This is a genomic window from Streptomyces wedmorensis (genome assembly GCF_000716445.1).
GTDB lineage: Bacteria > Actinomycetota > Actinomycetes > Streptomycetales > Streptomycetaceae > Streptomyces > Streptomyces wedmorensis.
In genome coordinates this window covers 84,120-93,829 of the sequence record NZ_JNWK01000028.1, presented here as the reverse complement: position 1 = coordinate 93,829, position 9,710 = coordinate 84,120, and the positions used below count along the sequence as shown (strand labels likewise).

Below are 9,710 nucleotides of genomic sequence, written 5' to 3'. Positions count from 1 at the left end.
GATTACCACTTGCTGGTCTCCTGCTGCGCGTCACGGGTCTCCATGAAGGTACCGTCGCTCATTGTGAACTCCCTCCGGTATTCCGTTTCATGCGGTCGGTCGACCTCATGCCGAGAAGATTAGACAGGGCCCACAGGGCGCTACAACGGAAAGGGCCGCGAACGCCGAAAGAGAGCATTCTGCGATATATCCGGGGTAGGTTCGCGCCCATCCGACACCAGGAGAGAGGACCCGAAGAATGGTCGACACCGAATCCCGTGACCTGCGGGAGAACGGATTCACCCGGCTCCCCGCGCTCGCGACCGGCGACGCGCTCGACCGGCTCCGGCGGGCGGTCGGCCGGCTGGAGGAGCTCGCCCGCGACCGCACGGTCTCCACCGGGGACTTCGTCCTCGAAGCGCCCGGCATCGGCGGCTGGGCGGCCTGGCAGCAGGGGTCGGGGGCGCTGGCCGGGGTGCTCCGCTCGGCGGACCGCATCCACGAGCACGTGCCGGAGTTCGACGCGGTGCAGCGGTCCCTCGGCCTGGCCGACGGGCCGGTCGCCCGGGCCGCCGGCGGGCACCCGGGCACCCTGGTGAACGCCTTCCTGTGGGCGAAGCCGCCGGTGGTGGGCTCCGCGAAGCCCTGGCACCAGGACCTGGCGTTCGCGCCGCCCGGTTTCGGCGCGGACGAGCACGGCATCGTGACGATCTGGATCGCGCTGGAACCCGCCACCCCGCGCAACGGCTGCCTGGAGTTCCTGCCCGGCTCGCACGTGCTCGGGCTGCTCCCCCACACCGGTGACCGCGAGCGGCTGCCGGGCGAGGCCCCGCGGGCGGCGGCGGTCGAGCCGCACATCGCGGACGCGGACCTGCCGGGGACGGAGCCGGTGGCCGTGCCCCTCTCACCCGGCTCGGCCGTCCTCTTCGACGGCATGGTGGTGCACCGCTCGGCGCCCAACACGACGGCGGCGGAGCCCCGTACGGCCGTCAGTTTCGTCTACCGGGTGCCGCGCCCGTCCTGGACGCGACGCGAACCGGCCGCCGCCCGCGCATGATGTTCGACCGCGGATCGGCAGCGGTCGAACGGTGGCGCGGTCGGCGGCCGGTCGGTTCCCGGTCGAGACGCGGTCAGGAGCCTTCGAGGGCGTAGAACCCGACGCCGTCGAGGTGCCGGATGGTGTTCAGGTCGCGCTGCACGACCTCGTCGAGGTCGTGCAGCAGGGTCACGACCACCGGGTACGTGAGGTCGTCGACCGTCCTGCGGATCTCCTGGCCCGGCTTCACCAGGGTCGCCAGGGCGTGGCAGCCCTCCAGCCGTTCGATCTCCTCGATGCCCCGGTACTCGCGGAGCACGCCCTCCACCGGCGAGACCATGCCGGCGATCGCGGCGTACCGCTTCACCTCGTACGGGGTCCCCGCGCGCGCGTGGAACCGCTCGGGCCGCAGATAGGCGTCGACGGTCCAGTCGAGCTGCGAGGCGCCGATGCCGAGGCCGGCGGCCGCCGGGATGCCGCCGCCCGCGATCCGGGCCCCGACCTCGACCAGGCACGGCCCGTCCGGGGTCATCCTGATCTCCAGGTGCGCGGGGCCGTGCCGGATGCCGAGGGCGTCGAGGACCTGGAAGCCGTACTCGGTGAGCGGCCGCACGACCCTGCTGCCGGAGTCGATGAGGGAGAGGGCGTCGCAGAGGTCGACGACGCCGTTCGCGCTGACCCGGCCGGTGCGCCAGACGTCGCACACGTGGTGGCGGCCGTCCCGGCTCACGGTGTTGACCATGTACTCGGTGCCCGCCAGGTACTCCTGTGCCACGGCCCCCCGGTTGGGCTGGGAGAAGACGTCGTCCGCGCCGGCGAGGGAGCGGTAGGCGGCGACCGACTCCTCCGGGGTGTCGCAGAAGGAGACGCCCTGGCTGCCGGCGCTGCGCGGCGGCTTCACGACGACCCGGCCGCCGAGCTCGCGGTGCCAGGCCGCGAGTTCGTCCGCGTCGGTGGCCCACAGCTGTCGCGCGGCGCGGAGTCCGGCGGCGCGCAGGGTCTCGATCATGAGGTGCTTGTCGCGGCGCGCGGCGCTCAGGGCGGTTCCGTTGCCAGGCAGGCCGAGGAGCTCCGCGAGCAGGTCCGCGAGCTCCACCCCGCTCTCGCCGCCCGAGATCACCGCGATCGGCGAGAAGGCCGCGACCGCGTCCGCGGTGGCCGCCGGGTCGCCGTCGTGGACGAGGTCCAGGACGAAGTCGTCGGGAACGTGCGGCGCCGACCGGTAGACGAACGGCACCTCGCGCGTGCTCTGCACACGGACGACGGAACACCCCTGATCACGGAATTCCAGAACGAGTCCACGGACCGCGGCATAGGCATCGACCATCACGACGCACGGGCCGCCTTTTATGGCTGCTGTCATGTGTTCAAGATAGACAGACTTCCCCTTGGCCGAAATCCGTTCAGCTCTGCCATCCTCCAGCCCTGGAGGGATGCTTCATGACGTTATTTCCCGCGACATTACGGTCGCCTCACTTCACTCCCGCGCTGCTGTTCGTCAACACGTGCGGGAGTTTTCTGGTTCTCGTGAGCCTGTCCACGCACGTCGGTTCGGTGACCGGTTCCGGCCTGCTCGCCGGCGCCGTGCTGAGCGCCCCGTGGCTGCCCGCGCTGCTGCTCGCCGCACCGCTCAACCGGCTGCTCGCCCGGCGCGCTCCGGAGCGGCTCGTCCGGCTCGCCGAGGCCGCGAGCCTGCTGCTCACCGCCGCCGCGCTCGCCGCGCCGGGCTCCGCGCTGCTCGCGGTCGCCACCGGACTCGTCCTGACCCGCGGCTTCTTCGAGGCGGTCACCCGCTCGGCCACCTCGGTCGTGCTGCGCGGCGCGGTGCCCGCGGAGCGGCTCGACCGGGCGAACACCGTCGCCGAGATCGGCAAGCTCACCGGCCTCAGCGTCGGCGCCGCGCTGGCGGGCCCGGCCGGCTCCGTCCTGTCCCTGCGGGGGCTGATCGCGGTGAACGTGGCGACCCTCGCGCTCTCCGCGCTCCTCGCCTGGGCGCTGCCGACCGCCGCGGGCGGGGCCGCCGGGGAGAAGGGCGGCGAGGAGACCGCGGCCGCCACCCGGCTGCGGATCGAGGACCCGGTACTGCGCCGGCTCTTCGCCCGGTTCCTGCTGGTGGCGTTCTGGCAGGGCTTCCACACGGTGGCCGTCACCGTCATCCCGCTGACCCTGCTGGGCGGCGGGACCCGCCTGGTGGGCGTCTTCGTCGCGATGTCGGCGGTCGCGATCTTCGCGGGTTCGCTCGCCGCCCTCCCCGCGCAGCAGTACCTCGACCGGGTCCCGTCGGCGGTCTGGGCGGTGCTGCCCATGCCGCCGCTGCTGGCCGCGGTGCTCGTCGGCCGTACGGCGCCGACGCTCGTGCTGTACGCGGTGTTCCTGGTCCTGTTCGAGGTTGCCTTCGTCCACTTCAACAACCGTCTGCTCGCCGCCGCCTCCGTCGAGGAGCTGTCGTCGGTGGTGACGCTCCGGGCGACGCTGCTCCCGTCGGGCGTGGCGGTGTCGATCCTGGTCCTGGGCGCGCTGTGCGATCTGGCGGGCGCGGTTCCGGCGGCCCTCGTGGTCGCCGCCGTCACGTTCCTGGTCACCGCGGCAACCGGCGGTACCCGGCAAATCTGGAGAAGAACCGTGCCGGAGGCGTGAGCAAGATGATCGGGACCGGCAAGGACGGAGTACCCCCAGACTCCCCCGGCCCCGACGCGAAGGCGGTCCTTCATGCGTGTGCTCATCGTGCCGTTTCCCTTTAAGACACACCTGTTCAACCTGATTCCACTGGCCTGGTCGCTGCAGACCGCCGGTCACGAGGTGCGCGTGGCCGGCTGGCCCGACCTGCTCGACGACGTCACCGGAGCCGGACTCACCGGCATCAGCGTCGGTCCGGGCGAGACCGCGGAGGTACGCAAGGAACGCGACCGGCGGGACCAGCGGAAGAAGGCCGCCGCGCCCGCCGCGGGCGGCGCCGGCCAGGGCCCGCAGCAAGGGGGCGGCCTCGACCCGCTGTTCGACGTGCGGCCGGACCGCGACCGGCTCAGCTGGGAGCAGGCGACCCGGGTCTTCGAGAGCCTGGTGCTCCCCCAGGCCCGGCGGTCCAACGACTCGATGATGGAGGACGTCGTCGGGTTCGCCCTCGAATGGAAGCCCGACCTGGTGCTCTGGGGCGCGAAGGCGTTCGCGGGAGCGGTGGCCGCGGCCGCGGTCGGCGCGGCGCACGCCCGGGTGCTGTATTCGGTCGACGTCTACAGCCGCATGCGCGAGGACTTCCTCCACGCGCAGGAGCGGCAGCCTCCCGAGGACCGCGCCGACGGGCTGCGCGACTGGTTGTCCGGCTGGGCGGGGAAGTACGGCGTCGCGTTCTCCGAGGACCTGGTGAACGGGCAGTTCACCATCGACCCCCTTCCCGGGGACTTCCGTCCCGACCACCGGCCGACGACGCTGCCGATGCAGTTCGTGCCCTACAACGGGCCCACCGTGGTGCCCCGTTGGCTGGCCGAGCCGCCCAGGGCGCCGCGGGTCCTGATGACCTTCGGCGACGCGGTGAACGACGGTCCTGTGCGGCAGCTGCTGCCCGTCGAGAAGATCCAGGAGATCCTCGACTCGGTGGGCGACCTGGAGATGGAGCTGGTCCTCACCCTGCCGCGGGAGTCCCAGGAGAAGCTGCGCCGGGTGCCGGACAACACCCGCCTGGTGGAGTCCGTGCCCCTCGCCGACGTCCTGCCGACCTGCACGGCCATGGTCCACCACGGCGGCACCTGGTCGTTCGGCTGCGCGCTGCGCTACGGCGTCCCCCAGCTGCTGGTCAGCCGGGCCTTCGACGTACCGCTGAAGCTCCAGTGCCTGGAGCGGTCCGGGGCGGGCATCGCCATGAAGCCCGCCGAGGTGGACGGTCCGGGCGTCCGCGCGGCGATCGTCCGGCTCATCGAGGACGAGGCCCTCCGGGCCAGTGCCCGGCGGCTGCGCCTGGAGGTCCTCACGATGCCCGCACCCAACGAACTCGCGCGCACCCTGGCGCAGTTGGTCGACGCCCATCGGGCCGGCGCGGTCTCGGCACGCTGACCCGGAGCGGCGCCCGCCGGGCGAAGCCTTCCCGGTGGGCGCCGCTCCCTGTCGCCGCGGAGGTACGGGCCCCGCATGTCTCGCTCATGCGGGGCCCGTCCGCGTCCCGCATGTCTCGCTCATGCGGGACGCGTCCGCGTCCGGTCAGGCGCCGGCCGGCACCGGGTCCGGGGCCGCCGTGCAGGTGGCGTCGACGCCCCACTTGGAGGCGGGCCGGGTGCCGTCCCTCAGGTAGTCGCTGAGGTAGGCGTTGAGGCAGGTGTTGCCGTTGGCCGACAGGGCCGCGCCGACGCTGTGGCCGCCCTTCTCCAGGATGAAGCGGGAGTTCGGGAAGCGCAGGTGGGTGTCGTAGGCGCCGATGACGCCGTGCGCGGTGTCGAACTCGGGCTGCACGATCAGGACGTCCACCGAGGAGTTGCCGACCTGCACGGGCGTCTGGGAGGCCGCCGGCCAGAAGGCGCACGGAGCGGTGTACCAGGCGTTGTTCCAGGTCAGGAACGTGGTGCCGGTGGCGTACTGGGCGGAGTAGGCCGCGCTGTACGGGTTCCAGTCCCGCGGCCACGGGCCGTCGGTGCAGTTGACCGCGTTGGTCATGGTGTGGCGGTTCTGGTGCGGGAAGCCCGGGTCGGAGAAGTTGGCCTTCAGCGACGTCGGGTCGTTGTTGACGACGAAGTCCGAGAGGATCTTCGCGCGGTTCAGCCAGATCCAGTGGCGGTAGACGACCGGCTCGAAGACGTCGGCCCACTCCGCCGGGCCTATCTTGCCGTCGACGGGCGCGGTACGGAGGCTGTTCTGGGCCGCGTAGTACTTCGCCTCGACCTGGGCGGCGGTGGTGCCCAGGTGGTAGACCGAGTCGTACTTGGCGACCCAGGCGAAGAAGATGCCGGCGTTCTGCTCGGTCGTGAAGTTCTTCCCGAGCTGGTTCAGGAAGCCGACGCCGCTCGGGCTCGGCACGCTGTCGACGATCAGCCGCTGGACCCGGTTCGGGTACAGGGTGGCGTAGACGGAACCGAGGTAGCCGCCCCAGTCGGTGCCGAAGTAGGTGATCTTCTCCTGGCCGAGCGCGATGCGCATCTGCTCCAGGTCGCGCGCGGAGTCCTTGGTGGTGAGGTGGTTGAGGATGTCGCCGTACTGCTGGCCGCAGCTCTGCGCGTACGAACGTGCCCGGTCGACCAGGGCCTGCTCGGCGGCGGGCGAGTTCGGCACCGGGTCGGGCAGGGCGTGGCCCGGGTTGATGTAGGTCGGGTCGCAGACGATCGCCGGCTCGCTGGCCCCGACGCCGCGCGGGTCGAAGCCGATGAAGTCGTAGGCGGCGCCGACGTCCTGCGCGAGACCGGTGGTGCCCTTGGCGTACCGGGTGGGCAGGTCCCGCGCGATGGGGCCGGGCCACTGGCCGCGGTGCAGGATCACGACACCCTTGTAGTCCGCCTCGGCGACGGTGTGCTTGGCCCGGGTCAGTGCCAGACTGATCTTCTGGCCGTCGGGCTGGGAGTAGTCGAGCGGCACCTGGACCGTGCCGCACTCGAGGCCCTTGAGCATGGCTCCGAGGGTCGGGTCGTTTTCCGGACACGGCGACCAGGCCACGCTTGCGGCCGGCGTGACCGCCTCCACCGCCGCCACCGGGGTGACGGACGGACCCACCAGGCCGGTCACGATCACCGTCGTGACCAATGCGAGCTTCTTCACGTGATTCCCCTTCTGGATGCAACGCGCTCGCAGCCTGACAAGGCCCTCTGTAATTCGAGTCAAAGATGGCTGGAATCCCACTTGAGTGAGCAAGAACGGAGAAGCATCCGGAGGGGCGTTCTCCCTAGCATGCGGAAACACGATCCCGACCTAGGAGTGATCATGTCCCACCCCGCCACCCAGGGAATCAAGACGGTGCTCCACCCCGTCAAGGACCTGGCGACGGCCAAGACCGTGTACACCGCGCTGCTCGGCGTCGAGCCGCAGACCGACGAGGACTTCTACGTGGGCTTCGACGTCGCGGGGCAGCACATCGGCCTGGTCCCGGGCGCGGGCACGCAGGGCATGGCGACCCCGGTGGCGTACTGGCACGTGCCGGACATCGAGGCGAAGTTGGCCGAGGTCGTCGCGGCCGGCGCCGTCGTGCAGAACCCCGCCGCCGAGGTCGGCGGCGGCCGTCTGGTCGCCACCGTCACCGACGTCGACGGCAACGTCCTCGGCCTCCTCCAGGAGCGCTGACGCCCAGGCCCCCACCCGCAGCGCCCCCGCGGCCGCCACATCCCCCATACGGCTCGAATCCCCCTGGATTCCCGCTCGAATTCTCCTCAAGCCCCCCGCGAGGAGAATTCGAGCGGGATTCGAGGGGGATTCGAGCGTGTCCGCCTAAGCTCGCCCGATGGGGCCGGGCAAGGGCGGTCCCGTCCGGAGAGATGGAGAGACCATGAGCAAGGACACCGGGACGGACGCGCACTCCTCGGAGTCGCACGTCGCCGACCGTCACGACCTGATCCGCGTGCACGGGGCACGGGTGAACAACCTCAAGGACGTCAGCGTCGAGCTCCCCAAGCGCAGACTGACGGTGTTCACCGGGGTGTCCGGCTCGGGCAAGAGCTCGCTGGTGTTCGGCACGATCGCCGCCGAGTCGCAGCGGATGATCAACGAGACCTACAGCGCCTTCGTCCAGGGCTTCATGCCGACGATCGCGCGCCCCGATGTCGACGTACTGGAAGGCCTGACGACCGCGATCGTCGTCGACCAGCAGCGGCTCGGCGCCGACCCCCGCTCCACCGTCGGCACCGCCACCGACACCAACGCGATGCTCCGCATCCTCTTCAGCCGGCTCGGCACGCCCTACATCGGCCCGCCCAGCGCCTTCGCCTTCAACGTCCCCAAGCGGGTCGCCAGCGGTGCCATGAGCATCGACAAGGGCAAGGGCGAGAAGGTCGTCGTCACCAAGGCCGTCTACCACGGCGGCATGTGCGCGCGCTGCGAGGGCCGCGGCACCGCCTCCGACATCGACCTGACGCAGCTGTACGACGACTCGAAGGCGCTCGGCGACGGCGCGTTCACCATCCCCGGCTGGAAGCAGGACAGCTTCTGGACCACCCGGGTCTACACCGACTCGGGCATCCTCGACCCGAAGAAGCCGATCCGCGACTTCACCGCCGAGGAGATGGCGGAGTTCCTCCACGGCGAGCCGCGCAAGGTCAAGGTCGACGGCGTCAACCTCAACTACGAGGGCCTGATCCCGAAGATCCAGAAGTCCATGCTCTCCAAGGACAAGGACTCCCTCCAGCCGCACGTCCGGGCGTTCGTGGAGCGCGCGGTCGCCTTCACCTCGTGTCCCGAGTGCGGCGGGTCGCGCCTCAGCGAGGAGGCCAGGTCGTCGAAGATCGGCGGCGTCTCCATCGCCGACGCCTGCGCGATGGAGGTCAGGGACCTGGCCGCCTGGATCCGCGGCCTCGACGAGCCGTCGGTCGCGCCGCTGCTGGCCAAGCTGCTGCACACCCTGGACTCGATCGTACGGATCGGCCTCGGCTACCTCTCGCTCGACCGCCCGGCGGGCACCCTGTCCGGCGGCGAGGGCCAGCGCATCAAGATGATCCGCCACCTCGGCTCCTCGCTCACCGACACCACCTACGTCTTCGACGAGCCGACCACCGGCCTGCACCCGTACGACATCAGCCGGATGAACGACCTGCTCCTGGAGCTGCGGGACAAGGGCAACACGGTGCTCGTCGTCGAGCACAAGCCGGAGACCATCGCGATCGCCGACCACATCGTCGACATCGGCCCGCGCGCCGGCTCCGGCGGCGGCCAGGTGATGTTCGAGGGCACCCTCGACGGGCTCCGCGCCGGCGGCACCGTCACCGGACGGCACTTCGACGACCGCGCCGCCGTCAAGGACACGGTGCGGAAGCCGAACGGGCACCTGGAGATCCGCGGCGCCTCGACCCACAACCTCGCGTGAAGCCGGCGCTGTTCAGCGCCAACTCCGAGGGCGCCTGCCCCACCTGCAACGGCGCCGGCGTCATCTACACCGACCTGGCGATGATGGCCGGCGCCGCCACCACCTGCGAGGACTGCGACGGCAAGCGCTTCGAGGCGTCCGTCCTCGAGTACCGCTTCGGCGACCGGGACATCAGCGAGGTCCTCGCGATGCCGGTCGACGAGGCCAAGGACTTCTTCGGCGCCGGCGAGACCCGCGTCCCGGCCGCCCTCCGCATCCTGGAGCGCCTCTCCGACGTCGGCCTCGGCTACCTCGACATCGGCCGGCCGCTCACCACCCTGTCGGGCGGCGAGCGCCAGCGCCTCAAGCTGGCCACGCACATGGCGGAGAAGGGCGGCGTCTACGTCCTGGACGAGCCGACCACCGGCCTCCACCTCGCCGACGTGGAGAACCTGCTCGGGCTGCTCGACCGCCTCGTCGACGCCGGGAAGTCCGTCATCGTCATCGAGCACCACCAGGCCGTGATGGCGCACGCCGACTGGATCGTCGACGTCGGCCCCGGCGCCGGCCAGGAGGGCGGCCGGATCGTCTTCGAGGGCACGCCCGCCGACCTCGTCGCGAGCCGCTCGACCCGCACCGGCGAGCACCTGGCCGCCTACGTGGGCAAGCAGTAACACCGCACGAAATCAAGGGGGTTGGCGTCGGAAGCGATTCCGGCGCCAACTCCCTCTC

The 9,710-nt window shown here is 71.2% G+C and carries 6 protein-coding genes and 1 pseudogene; 5 read left to right on the top strand and 2 right to left on the bottom strand.

What is annotated here, in order from left to right; translation table 11 throughout:
• Positions 1-238 precede the first annotated feature (238 nt).
• Positions 239-1,036 (top strand): phytanoyl-CoA dioxygenase family protein, encoded by a 798-nt coding sequence (locus tag OO54_RS42475; protein ID WP_051787092.1) that lies wholly within the window; start codon positions 239-241, stop codon positions 1,034-1,036.
• 73 nt (positions 1,037-1,109) lie between these two features.
• Here the strand turns inward: OO54_RS42475 and OO54_RS22155 are convergent, their stop codons facing one another.
• Entirely contained in the window at positions 1,110-2,342 is a 1,233-nt protein-coding gene (locus tag OO54_RS22155; RefSeq protein WP_106970071.1) for an ATP-grasp domain-containing protein, read from the bottom strand.
• 113 nt (positions 2,343-2,455) lie between these two features.
• On the opposite strand from OO54_RS22155, the gene OO54_RS22150 reads away from it, so the two are divergent.
• Entirely contained in the window at positions 2,456-3,652 is a 1,197-nt protein-coding gene (locus OO54_RS22150) for an MFS transporter (RefSeq protein WP_324611670.1), read from the top strand.
• A 72-nt stretch (positions 3,653-3,724) separates the two neighbouring features.
• Entirely contained in the window at positions 3,725-5,062 is a 1,338-nt protein-coding gene (locus tag OO54_RS22145; protein WP_033205611.1) for a nucleotide disphospho-sugar-binding domain-containing protein, read from the top strand.
• A 144-nt stretch (positions 5,063-5,206) separates the two neighbouring features.
• Here the strand turns inward: OO54_RS22145 and OO54_RS22140 are convergent, their stop codons facing one another.
• Complete coding sequence (locus OO54_RS22140) at positions 5,207-6,748, bottom strand: alpha/beta fold hydrolase (RefSeq protein ID WP_033205609.1); 1,542 nt, start codon at positions 6,746-6,748, stop codon at positions 5,207-5,209.
• A 162-nt stretch (positions 6,749-6,910) separates the two neighbouring features.
• Here OO54_RS22140 and OO54_RS22135 point away from each other — a divergent pair, with 162 nt between their 5' ends.
• Together OO54_RS22135 and OO54_RS41645 are read left to right on the top strand one after the other, a co-directional pair.
• Positions 6,911-7,267, top strand: coding sequence for a VOC family protein (locus OO54_RS22135; RefSeq protein ID WP_017237233.1), 357 nt, complete (start codon positions 6,911-6,913; stop codon positions 7,265-7,267).
• A 202-nt stretch (positions 7,268-7,469) separates the two neighbouring features.
• Positions 7,470-9,652 (top strand): annotated as a pseudogene (locus OO54_RS41645) (ATP-binding cassette domain-containing protein).
• The last annotated feature ends 58 nt before the right edge of the window (positions 9,653-9,710 follow it).